Origin of the sequence: Clostridium estertheticum (assembly GCF_026650985.1) — a bacterium.
Lineage (GTDB): Bacteria > Bacillota > Clostridia > Clostridiales > Clostridiaceae > Clostridium_AD > Clostridium_AD estertheticum_C.
In genome coordinates, this window is the sequence record NZ_CP086239.1 from 4,663,062 (window position 1) to 4,683,330 (window position 20,269).

General features: G+C 30.0%; 26 protein-coding genes. 20 read left to right on the plus strand and 6 right to left on the minus strand.

The features are described 5' to 3' along the window. Positions 1 to 13: 13 nt before the first annotated feature. Complete coding sequence (locus LL038_RS22280; RefSeq protein WP_216120860.1) at positions 14 to 418, plus strand: DUF2809 domain-containing protein; 405 nt, start codon at positions 14 to 16, stop codon at positions 416 to 418. Then, positions 415 to 735 carry a thioredoxin family protein gene (locus LL038_RS22285; protein ID WP_216120862.1) on the plus strand — a complete coding sequence of 107 codons (321 nt, stop codon included), beginning with the start codon at positions 415 to 417 and terminating at the stop codon, positions 733 to 735. Before LL038_RS22280 ends, LL038_RS22285 begins: the two co-directional genes overlap by 4 nt. Positions 736 to 927: 192 nt before the next feature. Here LL038_RS22285 and LL038_RS22290 read toward each other — a convergent pair whose 3' ends face one another. Further along, positions 928 to 1,797, minus strand: a complete 870-nt coding sequence (locus LL038_RS22290) for a LysR family transcriptional regulator (protein WP_216120864.1) — start codon at positions 1,795 to 1,797, stop codon at positions 928 to 930. 111 nt (positions 1,798 to 1,908) lie between these two features. Here LL038_RS22290 and LL038_RS22295 point away from each other — a divergent pair, with 111 nt between their 5' ends. From LL038_RS22295 to LL038_RS22315, 5 genes are all read left to right on the plus strand, one after another. Beyond that, positions 1,909 to 2,487 carry a chromate transporter gene (locus tag LL038_RS22295; RefSeq protein ID WP_216120866.1) on the plus strand — a complete coding sequence of 193 codons (579 nt, stop codon included), beginning with the start codon at positions 1,909 to 1,911 and terminating at the stop codon, positions 2,485 to 2,487. Beyond that, positions 2,484 to 3,059 (plus strand): chromate transporter, encoded by a 576-nt coding sequence (locus tag LL038_RS22300; RefSeq protein ID WP_216120868.1) that lies wholly within the window; start codon positions 2,484 to 2,486, stop codon positions 3,057 to 3,059. Before LL038_RS22295 ends, LL038_RS22300 begins: the two co-directional genes overlap by 4 nt. A 245-nt stretch (positions 3,060 to 3,304) precedes the next feature. Continuing rightward, a complete protein-coding gene (locus tag LL038_RS22305) occupies positions 3,305 to 3,757 on the plus strand; it encodes a DUF134 domain-containing protein (RefSeq protein ID WP_216120871.1) in 453 nt (150 codons plus the stop codon). A gap of 106 nt (positions 3,758 to 3,863) precedes the next feature. After that, positions 3,864 to 4,691, plus strand: a complete 828-nt coding sequence (locus tag LL038_RS22310; protein ID WP_216120873.1) for an Mrp/NBP35 family ATP-binding protein — start codon at positions 3,864 to 3,866, stop codon at positions 4,689 to 4,691. Positions 4,692 to 4,710: 19 nt separating this feature from the next. Then, positions 4,711 to 5,067 (plus strand): NifB/NifX family molybdenum-iron cluster-binding protein, encoded by a 357-nt coding sequence (locus tag LL038_RS22315; RefSeq protein ID WP_216120876.1) that lies wholly within the window; start codon positions 4,711 to 4,713, stop codon positions 5,065 to 5,067. A 65-nt stretch (positions 5,068 to 5,132) separates the two neighbouring features. Here LL038_RS22315 and LL038_RS22320 read toward each other — a convergent pair whose 3' ends face one another. The 4 genes from LL038_RS22320 to LL038_RS22335 form a co-directional block, all read right to left on the minus strand. Beyond that, positions 5,133 to 5,525, minus strand: coding sequence for a rhodanese-like domain-containing protein (locus LL038_RS22320; protein ID WP_216120877.1), 393 nt, complete (start codon positions 5,523 to 5,525; stop codon positions 5,133 to 5,135). 91 nt (positions 5,526 to 5,616) lie between these two features. Further along, positions 5,617 to 5,844 carry a thioredoxin family protein gene (locus LL038_RS22325; protein WP_216120879.1) on the minus strand — a complete coding sequence of 76 codons (228 nt, stop codon included), beginning with the start codon at positions 5,842 to 5,844 and terminating at the stop codon, positions 5,617 to 5,619. 29 nt (positions 5,845 to 5,873) lie between these two features. After that, a complete protein-coding gene (locus LL038_RS22330) occupies positions 5,874 to 6,890 on the minus strand; it encodes a permease (protein WP_216120881.1) in 1,017 nt (338 codons plus the stop codon). Between the two features lie 44 nt (positions 6,891 to 6,934). After that, positions 6,935 to 7,294, minus strand: a complete 360-nt coding sequence (locus LL038_RS22335) for an ArsR/SmtB family transcription factor (protein WP_216120883.1) — start codon at positions 7,292 to 7,294, stop codon at positions 6,935 to 6,937. A gap of 258 nt (positions 7,295 to 7,552) precedes the next feature. Here LL038_RS22335 and LL038_RS22340 point away from each other — a divergent pair, with 258 nt between their 5' ends. The 11 genes from LL038_RS22340 (at position 7,553) to LL038_RS22390 (ending at position 17,160) form a co-directional block, all read left to right on the plus strand. Then, positions 7,553 to 8,017, plus strand: a complete 465-nt coding sequence (locus tag LL038_RS22340) for a MarR family winged helix-turn-helix transcriptional regulator (RefSeq protein ID WP_216121004.1) — start codon at positions 7,553 to 7,555, stop codon at positions 8,015 to 8,017. Further along, entirely contained in the window at positions 8,014 to 8,820 is an 807-nt protein-coding gene (gene arsM, locus LL038_RS22345) for an arsenite methyltransferase (RefSeq protein ID WP_216120884.1), read from the plus strand. Before LL038_RS22340 ends, arsM begins: the two co-directional genes overlap by 4 nt. A gap of 13 nt (positions 8,821 to 8,833) precedes the next feature. Beyond that, the gene (locus LL038_RS22350) at positions 8,834 to 9,334 is read left to right on the plus strand and encodes a GNAT family N-acetyltransferase (RefSeq protein ID WP_216120885.1); all 501 of its coding nucleotides are present in this window, start codon (positions 8,834 to 8,836) and stop codon (positions 9,332 to 9,334) included. A gap of 273 nt (positions 9,335 to 9,607) precedes the next feature. Further along, on the plus strand, positions 9,608 to 9,931 hold the full coding sequence (locus tag LL038_RS22355) for an ArsR/SmtB family transcription factor (protein WP_216120887.1): 324 nt from the start codon (positions 9,608 to 9,610) through the stop codon (positions 9,929 to 9,931). Positions 9,932 to 9,955: 24 nt separating this feature from the next. Beyond that, positions 9,956 to 10,342 carry an arsenite efflux transporter metallochaperone ArsD gene (arsD, locus tag LL038_RS22360; RefSeq protein WP_216120889.1) on the plus strand — a complete coding sequence of 129 codons (387 nt, stop codon included), beginning with the start codon at positions 9,956 to 9,958 and terminating at the stop codon, positions 10,340 to 10,342. Positions 10,343 to 10,420: 78 nt separating this feature from the next. Then, the gene (arsA, locus tag LL038_RS22365) at positions 10,421 to 12,166 is read left to right on the plus strand and encodes an arsenical pump-driving ATPase (protein ID WP_216120891.1); all 1,746 of its coding nucleotides are present in this window, start codon (positions 10,421 to 10,423) and stop codon (positions 12,164 to 12,166) included. Positions 12,167 to 12,180: 14 nt separating this feature from the next. After that, positions 12,181 to 13,230 (plus strand): ACR3 family arsenite efflux transporter, encoded by a 1,050-nt coding sequence (gene arsB, locus LL038_RS22370; RefSeq protein ID WP_216120893.1) that lies wholly within the window; start codon positions 12,181 to 12,183, stop codon positions 13,228 to 13,230. A 124-nt stretch (positions 13,231 to 13,354) separates the two neighbouring features. Next, positions 13,355 to 13,783: an arsenate reductase ArsC gene (locus tag LL038_RS22375; protein ID WP_216120895.1), complete on the plus strand. Its 429-nt coding sequence runs from the start codon at positions 13,355 to 13,357 to the stop codon at positions 13,781 to 13,783. A 325-nt stretch (positions 13,784 to 14,108) separates the two neighbouring features. After that, the gene (locus LL038_RS22380) at positions 14,109 to 14,618 is read left to right on the plus strand and encodes an NUDIX hydrolase (protein WP_216120897.1); all 510 of its coding nucleotides are present in this window, start codon (positions 14,109 to 14,111) and stop codon (positions 14,616 to 14,618) included. A gap of 46 nt (positions 14,619 to 14,664) precedes the next feature. Further along, a complete protein-coding gene (locus LL038_RS22385) occupies positions 14,665 to 15,387 on the plus strand; it encodes a 5'-methylthioadenosine/adenosylhomocysteine nucleosidase (protein ID WP_216120899.1) in 723 nt (240 codons plus the stop codon). A 174-nt stretch (positions 15,388 to 15,561) separates the two neighbouring features. Beyond that, entirely contained in the window at positions 15,562 to 17,160 is a 1,599-nt protein-coding gene (locus LL038_RS22390; protein ID WP_216120901.1) for a peptide ABC transporter substrate-binding protein, read from the plus strand. A 218-nt stretch (positions 17,161 to 17,378) separates the two neighbouring features. Here LL038_RS22390 and LL038_RS22395 read toward each other — a convergent pair whose 3' ends face one another. Continuing rightward, complete coding sequence (locus LL038_RS22395; RefSeq protein ID WP_216120904.1) at positions 17,379 to 18,752, minus strand: hypothetical protein; 1,374 nt, start codon at positions 18,750 to 18,752, stop codon at positions 17,379 to 17,381. A gap of 186 nt (positions 18,753 to 18,938) precedes the next feature. On the opposite strand from LL038_RS22395, the gene LL038_RS22400 reads away from it, so the two are divergent. Continuing rightward, a complete protein-coding gene (locus LL038_RS22400; protein ID WP_216120906.1) occupies positions 18,939 to 19,538 on the plus strand; it encodes an XTP/dITP diphosphatase in 600 nt (199 codons plus the stop codon). A 72-nt stretch (positions 19,539 to 19,610) separates the two neighbouring features. Then, positions 19,611 to 20,081 carry a metallophosphoesterase gene (locus LL038_RS22405; protein ID WP_216120908.1) on the plus strand — a complete coding sequence of 157 codons (471 nt, stop codon included), beginning with the start codon at positions 19,611 to 19,613 and terminating at the stop codon, positions 20,079 to 20,081. The last annotated feature ends 188 nt before the right edge of the window (positions 20,082 to 20,269 follow it).

Here is a 20,269-nt window from a genome sequence, read left to right on the forward strand (position 1 = left end):
GAATAAATAAATTATGATATATAAACGTAATAGATTATTGTATGCTGCGATGACAATGGTTGTAATTATTTTAGGATTAGGTTCAAGAAAGATGGCTAAATTTATTCCAGATTTATTGAATACATATTTGGGTGATGCTCTGTGGGCATTAATGATTTTTCTTGCTTTGGGATTTATTTTTAGAGAGATGAAAACAAAGTCAGTTGCAATAATTGGGATATTATTTTGTTATATTATTGAATCAAGCCAGTTGTATCATGCTAATTGGATAGATACTATTAGAAACACAACAATTGGAGGATTGGCACTAGGATATGGATTTTTGTGGAGTGACTTATTAGCATACAGCCTAGGAATTGGAGCCGGTGTAATTATTGAAATTTTGATTAGAGTAATTAAAAAGGGAGGAAAAGAATGAATAATTTAAGTTCTATAGACGATATAAAAAATTTTATTAAAGAAAACAAATTTGTTATGTTGTATTTTTCATCAGATGGATGTGGTGTGTGTGATGACGTTTTACCCATGATTGAGGAACTGCTTAAAAAACATCCTAAAGTTATGAGTGGACATGTAGAAATCCAAAACATGCCATCTGTAGCTGGTGTTTTTGGAATATTTACTATTCCTGCGGTTATTATGTTTTTAGAAGGAAAAGAGATAGTAAGACAAGCAAGATATATTAATTTTCTAGAACTAAAAGAAAAAATCCAAAGATTTTCTGAATTTGTTTAACAACATTCCAGTTCATTATTTTATAATCTGAATAAAAGAAATGAGTATAAGTTCTAGTAATGTTAAAGTTTATAAAAAGTTAAATGACTCCAATTAAGTGGAGATTTCGTTTATAATACCACACCCCTATAATTGTTATAGAAGTGTGGTATTTTTATTGTTTTTGTTTTAGATTATAAAAGAATTACATGGTTATTCTGTGCAGAGTTTTAAAAATTCTATAGATGAAGTGGTTAAAAACTTATTTTTATGATAAATAATATAAAATTTGCGTTTTAAATTAATATCCACTACATTTAGTTTACTAATAGTACCATTTTGTATAAAATTCTGAACTAAGCGTAAAGGAAGTATCGCTATACCTAGTCCATTAGATACGCCATTTATAATAGCTTCTGTACTTATGCTTTCCCATATTGGAACAGTAGAAAATCCATGAAGTAGTAAGACAGAATCAGCAAGTTCGCGTGTGCCACTATTTTTTTCTCTCATTAAAAACTTTTGAGTTTCCAAATCTTTAACTGAAATGACTTCTTTTTTTAAAAGAGGATTATTTAAACTACATATAACTACAAGTTCATCATTTAAAAAACTTTTGGAAATAAGATTCTTGGAGTGAATTACTCCTTCAATAAGAGCAAAATCTAATTTATTATCTATTACCAAATTTTCTATTATATCAGAATTATTTATAGTTACAAAGGTTTGAATATTGGGATATCTAGATGAAAATTGTTTTATATAGTTTGGCATTAAATGAGTACCGATAGTAATGCTAGAACCGATTCTAAGGACCCCAATTGAATCTGAATTTTGAATCGTTGTTTCTAATTCATCAAATAGAGATGTTATGTGAAGAGCATAACTTAATACAATTTTTCCAACTTCGGTTAGATAAAGCTTTTTAGATAGACGGTCAAATAATTTAACACCATAATAATTTTCCATTTCTTTTATTGCAGTACTGATCGCAGGTTGGGAAATATACATTTTTTTTGCAGCTAGCGTAATACTACTGTTTTGGCAAACAGCAACAAATATTTTCATATGTCTTAAGTTCATTATTAATTATCCTCCCCACATACATAACTGTTTGGTTATGTATATGATTATATAATAGTATTTTACGTATAGTTTTGCAAGAGTTATAATTGGCATTGGGGGTGGAATTAAATGAAAAAAGATGTGAAATTCTATTTAAAGTTATTTACCTCAACCTTATATTTAAGCTCATTTACCTTTGGTGGAGGGTTTGTTATTATTCCTCTTATGAAAAAGAAATTTGTGGATGAATATAAATGGATTGAAGAAAAAGAAATGCTTGATTTAGCAGCTATTGCACAAGCAGCACCAGGTGCAATAGCAGTAAATGCAGCAATAATAGTAGGTTATCGTTTGGCAGGAGTATTAGGTGCTATGATAACAATAATAGGCACAGTATTACCGCCATTAATTATATTATCAATCATATCGGTAGCATACACAGCATTTAGGGATAGTTTAATTGTTAAATATATACTGCGCGGAATGCAGGCCGGAGTTGCAGCGGTTATTATTGATGTAGTAATTAGTATGGTTATTTCTCTTTTTAAAGAAAAAAAATCATTACCTATTATGATTATGATAGGTGCTTTTATAGCTACATTTATTCTAAATATTAATGTTATTATAATAATTTTAATAAGCGGTATAATGGGAGCTATTTCTATTTATTATTCAAAGCACGTAGAAAAGATTGGTGATTTAAAATGATATACCTAAAAATATTTTGGAGCTTTTTTCAAATTGGATTATTTAGTGTTGGTGGTGGTTATGCTGCTATGCCATTAATTCAAAATCAGGTTGTTACTATACACAGTTGGCTATCAATGAACGAATTTGCAGATGTTATAACAATATCTCAGATGACGCCTGGACCAATAGCTATTAATTGTGCTACATTTGTAGGTACAAGAATTGCAGGAGTGCCAGGTGCAATCGTGGCAACTATAGGGTGCGTTTTCCCATCTTGCGTTATTGTTCTTTTTCTGGCTTATCTATATTACAAATATAAAAGCTTATTTATAGTTCAAGGGGTTTTGAATGGACTAAGACCAGCTGTTATAGCAATGATAGGCTCCGCAGGTTTAATTTTGTTAATATTAGCATTCTGGAATGGGAAGGGTATATCAAGTAACACTGAAAATATAGATGGTATATCGGTGGGACTATTTACGATTGCAATTATTATTCTTAGAAAGTGGAAGGTAAATCCTATTTTTATAATGATTGGGAGCGGCGTCCTTGGTTTGTGTATTTATTCATTTTATCACTCCGTTCTATAAAAAATATGATATCAATAAAGGTAGCATATTTTTAAATTCAATTATATTAATTTGAATTTTACCCCATAATGGTCCGTATTTATAAATACATACTCAAGGTGTGTAAAATTAGCGCTAGCGCAGGTTTTAATCATTTCTTCTTTTGATATTCTATCATTGTTATTTGACATTGATGTTAATCAGTTGTAAAATTTTATATAGCATATGCCACTGAAAATAGTATTTGAAAAGTGAGGATAATATTTATGTCAAGACCAGTGAAAAATAGACGTGTAGAGAATTTACCCGAGTATACATACTTTGTACCAGCAGGAAGACGAAAATGTGAAATTGAAGAAATACTCATAAAGGTTGAAGAGTTTGAAGCCATGAGGCTTAAGGACGTTGAAGATTTAAATCAGGAAGAATGTGCAAAGAAAATGCTCGTTTCAAGACAAACTTTTCAGAATATAATTGATAGTGCAAGGAAGAAGATTGCCATAGCTCTAATAGAGGGGAAAGCAATAAATATAAGTGGTGGAAATTACACAAGAAATGTATGCAATTTTAAATGTTTATCTTGCGAAAATACTTACGAAATAAAATATGAAGAAGATAGGAAGATTTGCCCATCATGTGGATCTGAGCAAGTGTCTTGTAATAAACGAAGTAGCTTTTGTCAGAGGCAATGTAACAAACACAGTATCTCTGATAAATAGTTTTATAAGAGATTTTATTAAAAAGATTATTGGCATTTGACAATAATGAATAATAGTATTACAATATAAATGGCATATGACAAATAAAAAAAAGAGGCGATTATGTATGGCTGAGTGTGAAAGTTGTCCGTCAAATGGCGAATGTGATAATAAAGAAACATGTGGTATAGAAAATAATCCATTAAATAAAGTTAAAAATATTATCGGTGTTATGAGTGGAAAAGGTGGGGTAGGTAAATCAACAATATCCGTTCTTATTGCACAGGAACTTAATAAAAAAGGATATAAGGTTGGTCTTATGGACTCAGATATTACTGGTCCAAGTATACCAAGATTATTAGGTATTAAAGATGTTAAACCTTTTATGAATGAATCGGGTATTATACCGGTTAAAACTACTGAGGGTATTGATGTTATTTCAATGAATTTTTTAGTGGAAAATGAAGATGATCCAGTTATTTGGCGAGGACCAGCAGTTTCTGGTGTTGTTAAGCAGTTTTGGACTGATGTAATATGGGGAGAGCTTGATTATTTAATTATAGATATGCCTCCTGGCACAGGTGATGTTGCTCTAACAGTAATGCAATCAATACCAGTTACAGGAATAGTAATGATTTCAACACCACAGGACTTAGTATCTATGATTGTTGGGAAAGCAGTAAATATGGCACACAAGCTAGACATCGATATAATAGGATTAATAGAGAATATGAGTTATATTATTTGTCCAGGATGCACGGAGAAAATAAAAATGTTTGATTCAGATAACATAGACGAATTCTTAAATAAAAATGATTTAGATTTACTTGGAGAAATTCCAATGTGTAGGGAAATAGTCAATATTTCTAATAAAGGCGAATACAAGTTAAATGATGAATTAACAGAAATAACTGAAAATATTATTAATAAAATTATTAAAAAGACAAAAAAATAAAAAGTGGAGGTAATATTTTATGAAAATAGCAATACCTAATAATGGTAGTATGGTGAATCAACATTTTGGAATGAGCAAAAGTTTTGTTATTGTTACTATAGAAGATAAAAAAGTTATAAGTACTGAAGAAATATCAGCAGCTGAGCTTCAACATGAGCATCAAGGATTAGCAGATTTACTCAAAAATCAAGGAGCAACAGTGGTTATTACTGGTGGAATTGGTGGAGGAGCAATAAGCGGCTTAGAGCAAAATGGTCTTGAGGTAATAAAAGGAGCATCTGGAGAATATTCAAAGGTAATTGAAGAATATATTAATGGAACATTAGAAAATAAAGATGTAGTTTGCAATCACCATGGTGAACATCATCATCAATAAATAACAGAAAAAAGGGGCACATTGTGCTCCTTTTTTCTGTTATTTTACTGCAATAAAAACATAAGTCATTTTTTTAGATTACCATTAAAATCTGATAGTCCATGATTCATATGATATATTGGACCGAATTTATTTTTAAGTAATACATTGACTGCTTTAGGACTTCTACCACCTGATGCGCAATGTACTAAAATTGGTTTGCCACGGAATTTTTCCAGCTCTGAAATCCTTGAAGCAATTTCATTGGCCGGCATTAGTTTAGAAGCATTTATATGTCCTGTTTGGTATTCGCTTTTACTTCGTACATCTAAAATAATGAGATTTTTATTCTCGCGTATAAGTTTAACAACTTCCTGGCCAGAAACATTTTTTACATTTTTATTAAACCTAATCATTATTTTAGGATATAGTATATAAGCTATTAAAAGGATTAATATTATGGTTAATATGTTATTCATCATTTTTCCTTCTTTCGATTGATATCATTATATTCAAATAAAACGATGTAAATTACATATAATATGGTTTCATCTTCTAAAGTACATTTAATTATAGATATTTTTTAATTTCATCGGGTGATGGAACTCTTCCTATAATTTTCACTTTTTCATCGACTACTAGAGCAGGCGTTTTCATAACTCCATAAGCCATGATTTCTTTAAAATCAGTAACCTTTTCTATAGTTGCTACAATACCTAACTCATCTATTGCCTTTCTAGTATTTTCCTCTAGTTTTTTGCAATTAGAACATCCTGAACCTAAAATTTTAATTATCATAATATTTCTCCTTTATAATTTATTATTTCTTAAACAAATAAGAATGAAAATGCATTGAATAAATATCCTATTATAACTATACCCGTTGCAACTATAGCTACAAATATAGTCAGTAATTTAGGTTTTACAACTTTACTAAGCATAATTATTGATGGAAGTGAAAGCGCTGTTACTGCCATCATAAAGGATAATACTGTACCAATCCCTACCCCTTTTTGAAATAATGCTTCTGCTATTGGTAATGTGCCAAATATATCAGCATACATTGGTATACCTACAGCAGTTGCGAGTAGCACTGCAAAAGGATTGTTATTTCCAACTACAGTTTTAATTATTGATTGAGGTATCCAATTGTGTATCGCAGCACCAATACCAACACCTATTAAAACGTATAGCCAAACTTTATGAACTGTATCTTTAACCTGCTGTTTTGAATAAGATATTCGCTCAGGCCTTGTCATATCAATTACTTCTACATCTACATTTTTTATTTCTTTTACATAACCTTCTACATATTTTTCAAGATGTAAATTATCAATAATAGTTCCACCAATAACTGCTAAAATTAATCCTACAACAACGTAGGTTATAGCAATCTTAGCACCAAAGAAAGACATTAAGATTAATAAAGATGCCAAATCTACAAGTGGTGAAGATATAAGGAAGGAAAAAGTTATTCCAAGTGGAAGTCCTGCTGAGTTAAATCCTATAAATATTGGGATACTAGAGCAACTACAAAATGGTGTAATGGTTCCAAGTAAGGCTCCTAATATATTTCCCTTTATGCCCTTAATATTTCCAAGAATTTTTTTTGTTCTTTCTGGTGGAAAATAACTTTGAATATAGGATATAAGGAAAATCAACACTGATAACAGTATAAATATTTTTATAGTGTCATAGATAAAAAAGTGTACGCTTCCACCAAGCCTTTCTTTAATAGATAGGCCAAATACGTTTTCTACAAAGCTTTGAATAAGATTTGAGAGCCAGGTCATTTTTAAAACCTCATTATTTAGCCAGGTAAATATTTGCGATATTACATTCATTATTGTCACCTACCTGCATAATATTTTGAATTATTGATATAGAATTATTTATTAGTATTACATTTAGTTTTAAATATTTCGATGTATTGATCACCCTTATCAAGCTTTTTTAGATCAGTTTGAATCGTTGTGTAATTTTCTGAATTTGAAATTATTTTTTCTAATAATTCGTTTAGAAGTTCATTATCCTTGTTAATATAATAATATATAAACTGTTCTTGCCTTTCATCTTTTACAAAGCCCATATCTCGAAGTTTAGCTAAGTGTTTTGAAATTTTAGGCTGAGATTCTTCTAATATTCCTTGTATTTGGCATACACAGAGTTTTTTATGATATAACAGGACTAAAATTCTAAGTCTAGTTTCATCAGATAAAACTTTAAATAAATTTGTTAAATTTTCCATTACTTTCACATCCTTTAAGTTAATTATGATAATGTCATGCTTATATGCCCATATGAGTATATAAGCATAGTATTCCCTATGAACTTATTTGTCAAGTAATTATTGAAGAATTTTTAGTGAGAGAAACCATAGATTTATTACCCTAAATACATAATTAAAATATTTAATAAGAATGTGTAACTTATGTCGAAAAAAAGATAAAGATTAATGTTGCAATATACAACTGTTGTGTTATACAATGTATTAGAGGTGAAGATGATGAATAACGTAAAGAGCAGTGATTTAAGGGAGATTGTAAGAATATTGGTTAGAAATCTTGGTTTACTTGAGAGAAACAAGTCTTGTTGTTGCGGTGTAACACTTGCTCAGTGTCATGCAATAGTAGAAATCGGAAGAGCGAAGGAAATAAATTTAAATAGTCTGGCAGAATTACTTAATTTAGAGAAAAGTACTATGAGCAGAACTATTAATAACCTTGTAAATGAAAGTTTAGTACTTAGAGAAGTTCACACTGAGAATAGAAGATATATAAAAATAAAGTTAACTGAAAAAGGAGAAGAAATCTTTAGAGAAATCGAGAAAACTATGGAAGATTATTATACTGATGTAATTTCTTTAGTTCCTGTAGATAAGAGGGAGCAAGTTCTGGAGAGCCTACAAATCTTAGTTGATGTAGTTAATGTAAATAAATGTTGTAATGAAAAGGAGAGTAAAAAACTATGAGTGATATAAAAGGAGAAGTTAAAAAATACTATGGAGGAATCGCCAGCAGAGTTAATCAAGAGACAAAAGGTAATTGCAAATGTTCTTCATCTTGTTGTAGTAACAATAATTCTGATATTTATGACTTAGACTACTTGGATAATTTACCACAAGAAGCTATTAATGCTTCTTTAGGATGTGCTAATCCTTTAGTATTTGGTGAACTAAAGAATGGTGAAACTGTTTTAGATCTTGGAAGTGGGGGAGGAATTGATGTTCTTATTGCTTCAAAATATGTGGGCTCCACTGGTAAAGTATATGGACTTGATATGACTGATGAAATGCTCAGGTTAGCAAATACTAACAAACAAAAGATGGGAGTGGAAAATGTTGAATTTCTCAAAGGATATATCGAAGATATTCCAATAGACAATAACAAAATTGATGTTATATTATCTAATTGTGTAATTAATCTTTGTGAAGACAAAGAAAAGGCTCTTAGTGAAGCCTATAGGGTTTTAAAGCCAGGTGGAAGATTGGCAATTGCAGATATAGTTATTTTAAAAGATATATCAGAAAAAATTAAGAATGATGCACAGATGTGGGTTGGATGTATTGCTGGAGCGCTACCAATTGAAGAATATAGAAATGTTTTATTAAAGGTTGGATTTAAGAATGTTGAAATCAATCCTATTAATATTTATACCAAAGATACTATTGAGTCTATTATAAAAAGCAAAAATTTGCAGGATGAATATAATAGCTCTGATATAGAAATGGCTGACAGTGCTTTCGCAGGAGCATTGGTAAAAGGAATAAAATAAGGGAGGAAATAGTATGAATTACGAGATTGATGAAATGTTATCATCAGATTGGAAGCAGGTATCAAAGATTTATCTTGAAGGTATTAATACAGGTAAAGCAACTTTTCAAACTGAAGTACCTACCTTTGAAGAATGGAATAATGGACATGTAAAGACATGCAGATTAGTAGCTCGATTAGGTAATGATGTTTTAGGATGGGGAGCACTAAGTCCAACTTCAAGTAGATGTGTTTATAAGGGAGTAGCAGAAGTTAGTATATATATTGGACAAAATCATAGAGGTAAAGGAATAGGGAGAAATCTTTTAAAAAGTTTGATTGAATTATCAGAAGAAAATGGGTTTTGGACTTTGCAGTCCGGAATTATAAGAGAAAACATTTCAAGTATAAAATTGCATGAAAAATGTGGGTTTAGGGAAATTGGAAGGAGAGAAAAAGTTGCTAAAATTAATAATAGCAAATGGCACGATGTAGTTTTTATGGAGCGTAGAAGTACAGTAATAGGAATAGATTAATTCACATCATAATAATTGTTTATAGTCGCAGGTATAAGGCAAACCATATTAACTAATATGATTTGCCTTTTATATTTATAGTATTAAATTTTTTGAATGTCTAGGTTATTTTAAAAAAATATGGGAACACTTAATGAGAGAATGAATAGAATATATATAGAAGAATGTAAATATAATAATAAATGTATATTGGATTATATACTAGTATATTGACATACCATAGACAAAGATGTATATTATATATAGACGAATGTGAATATAAGGGGCGATGAAGTGAAAAACAATTATGATGATAATGCAAAGATTATTAAAGCACTTTCAGATCCTAGTAGACTTAAGATAATTGATCTTTTGTCCTGTGGCGAAAAGTGTGCTTGTGATATACTAGAGCATTTTGAATTTACACAGCCAACGCTTTCTCATCATATGAAGGTATTAGTTGACAATGAAATTGTAAAATGCAGAAAAGAGAAACTATGGAGTTACTACTCACTAAACAATAATAACTGTAATAAACTTATATTATTTCTTATGAATCTTGTTACAGATAAAGATGAATGTATATGTAATGATAAGACTAAAAAAGAATGCAAATAAAAAAATATAAGAGGAGTGTTTTATATGAAAAAAATGATAATATTTGAACCAGCTATGTGTTGCTCAACAGGAGTTTGTGGACCAGGAGTTGATAGACAACTATTAAGAGTTTCTTCGATAATAAATAACTTAAAAAATAATGGTGTTTTAGTTGAAAGATATAATTTATCAGGTAACCCACAGATGTTCGTTGATAATAAAACAATAAATAAAATGTTAAATGAGTCAGGAATAGATGTACTTCCAGTTACAATGGTGGATGATGTTGTTGTAAAAACAAAGACATATCCAACGGATGAAGAGTTTGCAAGTTTGTTAGATGTGCAAGTAAGTTCACTAAAATCAGTTATCAAAAAACCATCTATAAAAAAGCCATCGAAAGGCTGTGGTTGTGATGGTGGATGTTGCTAATACTTACATTTAAAGAAAATGCATTACAAAATAAAATACAGAAATAGATGGATAATAAAACGGGAGGTGTTTAATAACATGGAAATTTTTAATCCACAAAATATTAAACTTACAAAATATTTATTTTATACAGGTAAAGGTGGTGTAGGAAAAACTTCAACAGCTTGTGCTACTGCAGTTAACCTTGCTGATAGAGGAAAAAAAGTGCTTCTTATAAGTACTGACCCTGCATCAAATTTGCAGGATGTTTTTAACACAGAACTTACAAATAAGGGCGTTCCAATTAAGGAAGTACCAAATCTTATTGTTGCTAACCTTGATCCAATTATGGCCGCTGCTGAGCACAGAGAAAGTGTAATTGCACCTTATCGTGGCAAGTTGCCCGAGGCTGTTCTTAAAAATATGGAAGAACAGCTTTCTGGTTCATGTACTGTTGAAATTGCCGCATTCAATGAATTTTCAAAATTTATAACAGATGAAAAACTTGAAAAGGATTATGACCATATTATATTTGATACTGCACCAACGGGTCATACACTTAGAATGCTTCAATTACCATCAGCTTGGAGTAGCTTTATTAGTGAAAGCACACATGGTGCCTCATGTTTAGGCCAGCTTTCAGGACTTGAGAGTAAAAAAGAAGTATATAAAAAGGCAGTAGAGACATTAGCAAATGGAGAATTAACAACTCTTGTGCTTATTTCAAGGCCAGAAATGACACCACTTAAAGAGGCGGAAAGAGCATCAAAAGAATTATCTGAAATCGGCGTTAATAATCAAACAATGATAATAAATGGTGTAATGAGTTCTTTCGATGATAGTGTATCTGAAAGTCTTTACCAAAAACAACAAAAATCTTTAAGCGAGATGCCAGAGGGTTTAAAAAAAATTAGGACTTATATGGTACCACTAAGAGCTTACAATATAACAGGAATGGATAATGTTAGGGCACTTCTTACCAAAGATAATTATAGTTTACGTCGCGAGAAAATAAATGCAAAAACCATTCCAACTCTAAAGGATGTTATTGAAGACTTATGTAAAGGTAATAAAAAGGTGATATTTACCATGGGTAAGGGTGGTGTAGGTAAAACTACAATAGCAGCAGCTATTGCACTCGGATTATCAGCAAAGGGGAAAAAGGTACACCTTACTACAACTGATCCTGCAGCTCATCTTAAATATGTTATTAAAGAAAACAGTAACATTACTATGAGTCACATTGATGAGCATGCTGAACTAAAAAAATATCAAGATGAGGTTCTTTCAAAAGCTAGAGAAACAATGGCATCCGAAGATATTGCATATGTTGAGGAGGATTTGCGTTCTCCATGTACACAAGAAATTGCAGTGTTTAGAGCTTTTGCTGAAATAGTTGATAAAGCAGAAGATCAAATTGTTGTTATTGATACCGCTCCAACAGGTCATACTCTATTGTTACTTGATTCAACGCAAAGTTATAACCAAGAAATTAAACGCTCACAAGGTGACATACCAGAGTCGGTTAAAAAATTATTACCAAGGCTTCGAAATGCAGATGAAACTGAAGTTATAATAGTGACACTGGCTGAAGCTACACCAGTATATGAAGCAAAACGTTTAGAAGAAGATTTAATACGTGCAACGATTTCAACTAAATGGTGGGTTATTAATTCATCGTTATACAAGACAGGTACAACCAATAAGTTACTAGCCGCAAAAGCAAGTAATGAAATTGAGTGGATTAACAAAGTTGATGCACATGCAGATGGTAAATTTGCAGTTATTCCTTGGAGCCCTGATGATGAAATTAAGGGTGATAAGTTAAATGGATTATTAGAATAAAAGGGGGGAGTAATATGGATACAAAACCAAGACTAGCATTACTTGATAGGTTCTTAACCCTATGGATATTCCTTGCTATGGCAGTGGGTATTTTGCTCGGCTGGGTAGTACCACAAACAGCAGTTGTTTTATCAAAACTATCAGTGGGTAATACATCAATACCTATTGCAATTGGACTAATAGTAATGTTATATCCACCACTTGCAAAGGTTAATTACAAACAACTTGGAAAGGTATTTAAAAGTCCAAAAATTTTAACTTTATCCTTAGTACAAAACTGGATTATTGGACCAATATTAATGTTTATACTTGCAATAGTTTTTTTAAGGTCAGATCCGGGTTTGATGACAGGACTTATATTAATAGGTGTTGCAAGGTGTATTGCCATGGTAATAGTCTGGAACCATTTAGCAGGTGGAGATAGTGAATATGCTGCTGCATTAGTGGCTTTTAATTCAATATTTCAAATAATATTCTATTCAGTATTTGCATATGTTTTTGTAACAGTATTACCACCATTATTTGGACTTACTGGGTATAAAGTTAATATTTCAATGGGAGCGGTAGCCTCCTCTGTTGCAATTTATTTAGGAATTCCATTTGCACTCGGATTCCTCACAAGAGCAGTTCTAGAACCTAAAATGGGAACTGAGTGGTATACAAAGAAGTTTATTCCAAAGATTAGCCCATTCGCTTTAATTGCATTGCTATTTACAATAGTAGTTATGTTTACTTATAAAGGACAATATATTGTTGAACTTCCTTTAGATGTAATTAAAGTAGCTATTCCACTCCTGATTTATTTTGTTATTATGTTTTCAGTGTCATTCTTTATTAGTTATAAACAAGGATTTGATTATAAAAGAACAGTAACACTAGCATTTACAGCTGCAAGTAATAATTTTGAGCTTGCTATTGCAGTTGCAGTAGCAGTATTTGGAATACAATCCAAGGAAGCTTTTGCAGCAGTTATTGGACCACTTGTTGAGGTTCCAGTAATGATAGGACTAGTTAATGTTGCATTACATTGGAAAAGAAAATATTTTTCAAAAGAGAAAGTTTAATTTTAGTATATTAATCAAATGAATTTATCTTCCCTCAGGCTAATTAAATCATCTCCTGGGTCGCTGTAACAGCTTTGAGGGAAATTATAAATTACCATATATTTATATAAAGGAGAATGGTGGTATGAAACCAAAGGTAGCATTTATATGTGTTCACAATTCTTGTAGATCTCAAATGGCCGAGGCTTTGGGAAAAAAGTTTGGGTCATCTGTGTTTGAATCATATTCTGCAGGAACTGAAACTAAACCTAAAATTAACCAAGATGCAGTTAGAATAATAAAAAAATTATATAATTTAGATATGAATGAGACTCATACATCAAAATTAATTGATGATATACCAGAGGCTGATATTGTAATAAAAATGGGTTGTAATGTAGTTTGTCCAATTGTGGCACATAGGTACGAGGAAGATTGGGGATTAGATGATCCTACTGGAAAATCTGACGAGGAATTTATAAAAATAGCTAAGAAAATTGAAGAGAGAGTTAAGGATTTAAAGAAAAGAATAGAAAATAATGAAATTAATTTAGATACTGAAATTTCGTTATAGTAATTTCTAAGTAAAGTGGTAGTTAACTTTTATTTACATTCTGATTAATATTCATAAATAACATCGGTTTAATGTCGGTGTTATTTTTTTGTTGTTTTAGAAGATTAAAGAAAAATTAATATGTTTGTTATAGAAAAATATAGGATTAGTTTAATTTATTATACAAATTAAGAAGGAAACAATTGAAGGGTGTAGAAAATGTGTTATTAGAATATTATATGTATTGCAATAATACGATACATACAAGATTGTAAAATAATGCTGCGTATGAATTATTTATAAAACAACTCGATAAATCATAATTTGAAAGGTAGATGAAACTTTAATGGTAGAACATTTTGCAACACCAGCAGTTAGTGTAATTTTAAAAAAACACGTAAATAAAAAGGAGTTTATTTTAATACAAGAACGACAAAAAGTAGATGGTGGAAAAGAAAATGGTATGTTAGAAATACCTGGTGGTAAAATTAGAGAATATGAAAATATATTTAGTGCATTACGCCGTGAAGTAAAAGAAGAAACTGGGATGGATGTAACAAGCATACACGGCGAAGATGAGGTTATCGAAACAATTGTAAATGGTAATAAAACAATTAGTTTTACCCCGTTTTGTACTACTCAAAACCTATCAGGTGCTTATTCTCTTATAGTCAATGTATTTATATGTGAAGCCAATGGAGATTTATTAGTTGAAACAAATGAAACTCAAAATTTAAGATGGGTAAATATTAAAGAGTTAGAAAATATGGTTAATAATAATGCAGACCAATTTTTTCTTATGGATGTTACTGCATTAAAAAAATATTTTAGCATATACACAAATTCTAATTTGTAGAGTAAACATCATTTATATATATCATATATGGGAGGGTGGTAAAGCTATGAGAATAGGTGTATTAGGACCTGCTGAAAGAGAAATAATGCCTTTTATAAATAAAATATTAAATAAAAAAATTAGGGAACATGCTATGTTAAAATTTTATTCCGGAATATATGAAGACGTCGAGGTAGTTTCGGCATTTTGTGGAGTATGTAAAGTTAATGCTGCTATTGCTACACAAATTTTAATTAGTAAATTTGAAGTTACTCACATTGTATTAACAGGAGTTGCAGGGGCATTAAATAGAGAACTTGGAATTGGAGACACAGTTGTTTCAAATGAGGTTGCATATCACGATGTTGCAAATGGAATCTTAACAGAATATCATCCTTGGATGAAAGATATATATTTCAGGTCAGATGTCGAACTGCTAAATATATGTGAAGATATTTCTAAGGATTTATCAGGTACAAGCAAGTTTCATTTTGGAAGGATTATTACTGGCGAAGCATTTGTTGAACGTAATGAAAGAGAAGGTTTAATTGAAAATTTTAATCCGCTGTGTGTTGATATGGAAAGTGCTAGTGTAGCTCATACATGTTATGTAAATAATATTCCTTTTATAGTTATTCGTTCAATGTCAGATAATGCAGACGAGAATGCCTTAGAAACATTTGAAAGTAATATAGAAATGGCAGCACTAAATTCTACAAAATTGGTTGAAAAACTTATTAAAAAATTGGGTGAGACTGAACATTCTAATAAATTTGACACGAAAGCATAAACTCTACTAGTCCTCCTACTAACAATACATTGTATCAAATTTATATTTCTAAAAATATTTACACTTTTATCATACATTTGATTATTTCATATGTTAAAGGTTAATACTTTTAATAATGTATATCAAAATACTAACTTGTTAGTTATTTAACTACGGCTAAGACAGGGGGTAGGTATGAAAAAAATATTATGTGTAATTTTAATTTTTATGATAATGTTTACTAGTGGATGTGTTCAAAAAAAAGTGACAACTTCAATATCTAGGAAATATTTAGTTTACAATTTAGGAGAATTACCATCAGATTTGTTAATGGTAGATAATGATAATATTCGCGAAAAAGACTTGTTATTAGTTTTATTTGAAGGATTAGTACGAGAAGATAAAGATGGGAAAATAGTGCCTGGAATGGCAGAAAAATATGAGATTTCAAAAGATAAAATAGGTTATACATTCAAATTAAGAAAGGATCTTCATTACAGTAATGGGACAGATATAAAAGCTACAGATTTTGTAAGATTTTTTCATGATGTTTTATTGGAAAAAGGAAATAATTTTTCAGAGCAATTATATTGTATATTTGGAGCTAAAGAGTTTAGTATGGGAAAAGTAGCGTTTGATAAAGTTGGGATAGTAGCATCAAAGGATAATTTAAGTCTAGAGATAAGGTTAAATAGCCCAAAGGATAACTTTATTAATATCCTTAGTAATCCGGTTTTTACTTTAAGAGATGATAATACGAATATGAAAAATTGGAAAGACAACTATAAGCAAATTGAGTATAGCGGTCCATTTATTATAAAAAACATAAATAAGGAGGGGGAAATAACATTACTAAGAAATCAAAAATATTGGAGGGTAAATGAAATTGTTAGCAGTGAAATGTTGTTTACGTCAGTAATTGGAGATGAGAAAGCACTTGCTGACTTTGAAACTAATGGAGATAGTGCAAACTCAAAAATTGATGTCTTTGTAAGCCCACCAATAAGTGAAATAAGTACTCTTAGTGATGAAAAGAAAACTGAAGTTAAACCTACACAAAGTAGGTATTATCTGAATTTTAATTTAAAAGCTAAAGGACTAGTAGACCAAAACTTTAGGAATGCAATAAATGAAATAATAAATAGAAAATTAATAATAGAAACTTTATCAGAAGACTTGGCGGTTCCGACAATGAACTATACCCCTTATACTAGTCTTATTGATAATAGTGATAAATTAATTTTTGATGAATCTCGAAATAAAATTAAAGGTCAAGAATTTTTAAAAAATAGTACTTATGATAAAGAACAAAAATTAGTTATGGTGTATGAAAATAAAAATTTTGATACTAAGATAAGTGGAGAAATAGCTAAAAGTATAAAAAAATATTTAAATATAGATGTAGTTTGTACTGGTTATAAAAAAGATGATCTTAAAAAAGTAATAAATTCGGGAAATTATAACATAGAATTTACAGGAAATGATGAAGAATACGGAGACGGTTATAAGTTCTTTTCTAAGTGGACAGCTAATTCAAAAGATAATATATATGGATATAAAAATGCAAATTATGATAAAACTATAGACAAAGCATTAATGGAAAACAATAATAATAAAAAAGTAACAATTTATAATCAGGCACAAGAAATACTCGCAAAAGATTTACCATGTATACCTGTATATATAGCAAACACAGTGATATGTAAAAAATCAAATATCAAAGATATTTACACAACTAAAGGTGGAAATCTAAAATTCGATTATGCTTATAAGGACAATGATGCTACAAAATAATATATAATAATTTTTAGGAACTTAACCTAAATGTATTAATTTTAAATTAAGAAATTTTTTATGCTCTATTTTTTAGAGGAATAAGATTTTTTTCTCGGATTATGCTAACAAAAGTATATATTGCGTAGAATGCATTTGAACAAGGTGAAGTGAAAGCATTCCAGCAATATATACTTTTAGTTATAGCATAATCCGAGAAAAATTATTAGATAATAACATCATTGATTATGAAAGAATATTGTTAAGAAAAATATAAACATATTTTTGCTACTATCAAAAGATGATTTACTTTGTTTAAAGTTTTCTTTACGTTTGTTGTATACTATATTTTTGATGAATATTGATGCTAATTCATTATTTTCAGGTGTTGGAGCCTCTGGCGCTCTGAAATTATCGTCTTGGATCAGATCTTCAGACTTAAGCGAGAAATTTCTGTAATGTTCTGAATCATCCAGTGATGGAGAATCAGGCCAACTTAAGACTATGCCAGAGTCCAAAATTTGGTGCTTGAAAATATCTTGAAGCATGTTTGAGTTATCATCTATAGTATTAGAATCAGAATATAACATTAAGCTATAAATGTAGAGCATAATCTCATCAGAGGTAAAAGTTACTTCTTTTTCGGAGCTTTCTTTTAGTAATAAACCCTTTTCACTATCATATAATTTTGCGAGCTTTTCATATAAGTCATCACTAGTATCTTTGAATTTATGAATGGAAGTACTATTATACATAAGTGTACAATTTATAAAAAGCATACAGGAGTAATCTAATTTAGCATTAATAATTAAAGAGGGTTTAGTATTATATTGATCGATAAGTAAATCAAGAAAATCTATTAGTAAATTTTCACATTTCTCGAGGCCGGAGTACTTGTAAAAAATGTTTAGGGCTAAGCATATCTTGTTGAGTTCTTCAAATGAAACATTGTAAATTTCTTCTTTATACAAAGTGAACATATCAAGGATGTCTAAAGCAAATTTTTCATATTCTTGTTCATCATTATCAAAAGAAGAGTATTTGTAGTAAGCAGCCATCATAAAAGCTTGATCAGAAAACTTGAATTTGGTGTTTTTATCTTCAAAAGTAAATTCTTCTTGCATAGGATCTGTTATATCTTTTTTATCTACAAAAAGACCATCTTTATTTCGAAAATAAGAAGCATAAAATTCTAGTTGTTCTTTGCATAACTTAAGATAAAGAGAGCTTAGTGCATATTTCGTATCATCTATTTTCTTAAAGCTACGATAATATTCTACGAGTTCTAATAATGATAAAGTCATGAATGCATTGCTATTAATGGTTATTTCTTTTTTAACCTTGCTTTCATTCCAATTTAATGTTCCTTCTTTCATTTTTAATTTAGCATCTGCTTTTTTGTAAACACATAAAAGTGGAGAATTTAAATTAATTGTGTTAATATCAACCTTAGAAAAAGATTTAGATCTTAAATCTCGTGCCGGAATATATACACCACATTTGGAGTCAAAAACTATATCTTTTAATGATTCTTTTGATAAGTAGAAAAATTGATTTCTTATGTTGTTTTTGTTCAATGTATTGACTCTTAAAAAAGGTCCTAGAAAATTCATTATATCACCACCATATATTAGTCCTTATATAGATAATATGATTACATTTAGCAAAATGTGCTAGTTTTATTAAATTTAGAAGGGTAAATTTGAATGAAGGCTTCAAAATTAAATTGGGGTGACTTAAAACAAATAATAGATAATAATAAAAGAGAACTATAGGTAATATAGACAAAGGGGATAAGTATGAAGAAGAAAATAATAATTGCCAGTAATAATGATCATAAAATTAAAGAGATAAAAGAGATTTTATCAGAGTTTGATTTTGAAATATTATCTTTAAAAGAAGCCAATATTAATATAGATGTAGACGAAACAGGAAGTACATTTATTGACAATGCATACATAAAGGCTAGTGAAATTTACAAGATAGCTGACGGGAACATGGTACTCGCGGATGATTCAGGCTTAGCTGTGGAATCGTTAAATGGAGCGCCAGGAGTTTTTTCAGCTAGGTTTGCTGGCGTTCATGGAGATGATCTAGCAAATAATGAAAAATTATTATATCTTTTAGATGGTGCAAGTGAGCATGAACGAAAGGCAAAATTTATTTGCGCAATGGTACTTATAGTTAATGCAGATAAAATAATAAAAGTGCAGGGTCAAGTGGAGGGAGTAATCACATCTGAATTTATAGGTGATGAAGGATTTGGGTACGACCCATTATTTTATGTGAAAGAATACAAAAAAACATTTGCTCAGATGAACGCTGAGGTCAAAAATGCTATTAGTCATAGGGGAAGAGCATTAAATAAATTAAAAATTGAACTTAAAGATTTAGTATAATAAATATAATTATTATGAACATAAAAAAGAATAGGATAAAGTAAGATTTATTAGTGAAGAGGGTGATTGAAAATGTACATAGGTGTTATAAGTGATACACATATGGTTATTAGTAGCATAGAGAGGCTAGAAAGGGAGATAAATGGAGTAGATGTGTTAATTCACTTAGGCGATAATGTAGACGACATAGCTAATATAAAAAAGTATTATAAGGGCGATATAATAAATGTAAAAGGAAATTGTGATTTTTCTGCAAGTGTACCAAGTGATAGACTTTTAGACGTTGGTGGGAAAAAGATTTTTTTAACACATGGGCATAAATATGGCGTAAAAGAAAATTTGTCTGGACTTAGATATAAAGCCTTAGAAACAGGGGCTGACATAGTTTTATATGGACACACACATATTGCAAAAATAGATTTTGAAGAAGGAATATGGTATATAAATCCTGGTAGTGCATCGCTTCCAAGAGATGGGGATAGGAGTTACGCTATTATAAGTATTAATAAAGGGACTATAGAACCAAAGGTGATAAGATTTTAACTTAATAATTTAGAAGGGTATTTACACGTGAACTTAGTATGAAATGTAACATTTATTTGCATAATAAGACTACTTTCTTATTAAAATATATAAAAGTTATAAAAAAGGTATTGACGTATTAATATATATGGTGTAAAATAATCCATGTCGTCGGAAAAATTCATTAAATACAATGAATAAGACGAGAA